Raw genomic sequence first — 1,171 nt, forward strand, 5'->3', positions numbered from 1 at the left:
CCGTTCGTCCTTGCATGATGATTGGGTGATCAAAACCTATGTGAGGTGTTGATTGCGTGCAGATGGGGTCATGACCCCATCTGCACGGAGCATTCGGTCGTGTTCGTCCTTGGGTTTGAGCCCGCGTCTCAGCGAGGCCGTCTGCTCCGCCGTGAATGTCTCGAACGGTTGGCTGGGCTTTGTGCCCGTATGCAAGGCGGAGGCTGTCATGTTGGATGGAAGAACCTATATCGGTGTCGATGTATCGAAGGATCATCTCGATATCGCCTTTCCCGGTTGCGCCAGGGTTTGGCGGACACAGAATGCCCCTGAAGGACTGAAGGCATTAGCCCGCAAGCTTGCCGGGTTTGATGCGCCGCAATTGGTGTGCGAAGCCACCGGTCGTTACACACGTCGCCTGCAGCGCGACATGGCGCATCGACAGATCGCCTTCAGTCGGATCAATCCGCGCCAGATACGGGATTTTGCACGAGCGACGGGACGGCTGGCCAAAACGGATGCGATTGACGCAGGCATCATCCTGCGGTTCGCTCAGGCGATGCAGCCCCATCCCGCACCACCGCCAAGCCAAACGCAATTGCAACTTGCCGATCTGGTGCGTCGCCGTCGTCAACTCGTCGAAATGGCAGCCATGGAAAAGCAGCGCTCGGCGCATCCCGATGATGTCCGGCTCGCCGTTTCGCTCAAGCGCCATCTGGCTTTTCTGGTCGAGGAAATTGCTGATATCGACCGTTGCATCGAGGAAGGGATCAAGGCCGATCCGCTGCTGGCCAACCGCGCTGCCCTGCTACGTTCCATCCCCGGTTTCGGCCCTACAACGGCCTCCACCCTGGTCGCAGAACTTCCCGAACTGGGCTTGATTGGCAAAAAGCAGATTGCCGCCCTCGTCGGCGTCGCTCCGATGAACCGTGACTCCGGCTCCATGCGCGGCGAGGCCCATATCGCCGGGGGACGACGCTCCGTCCGCTGCGTCCTCTACATGGCAACGCTCAGTGCCATCCGATATAATCCAACTGTTAAAAGCTTCTATCAGCGCCTGCGGAAAGACGGAAAACCTCCAAAGCTGGCCATCGTCGCCGCCATGCGAAAACTCATCGTCACCGCCAATGCCGTCCTGCAATCCAAATCCCAGTGGCAACAGATAACTTGACACATCAACACGGTTGCTGAG

1 protein-coding gene is annotated in these 1,171 nt (G+C 58.8%); it reads left to right on the forward strand.

The annotated features are described in order from the left end of the window. Nucleotides 1–70 precede the first annotated feature (70 nt). Nucleotides 71–1,150: a transposase gene (locus BMY84_RS28915; protein ID WP_218147077.1), complete on the forward strand. Its 1,080-nt coding sequence runs from the start codon at nucleotides 71–73 to the stop codon at nucleotides 1,148–1,150. Nucleotides 1,151–1,171: the final 21 nt, after the last annotated feature.

Origin of the sequence: Sphingobium sp. AP50 (genome assembly GCF_900109095.1) — a bacterium.
Lineage (GTDB): Bacteria > Pseudomonadota > Alphaproteobacteria > Sphingomonadales > Sphingomonadaceae > Sphingobium.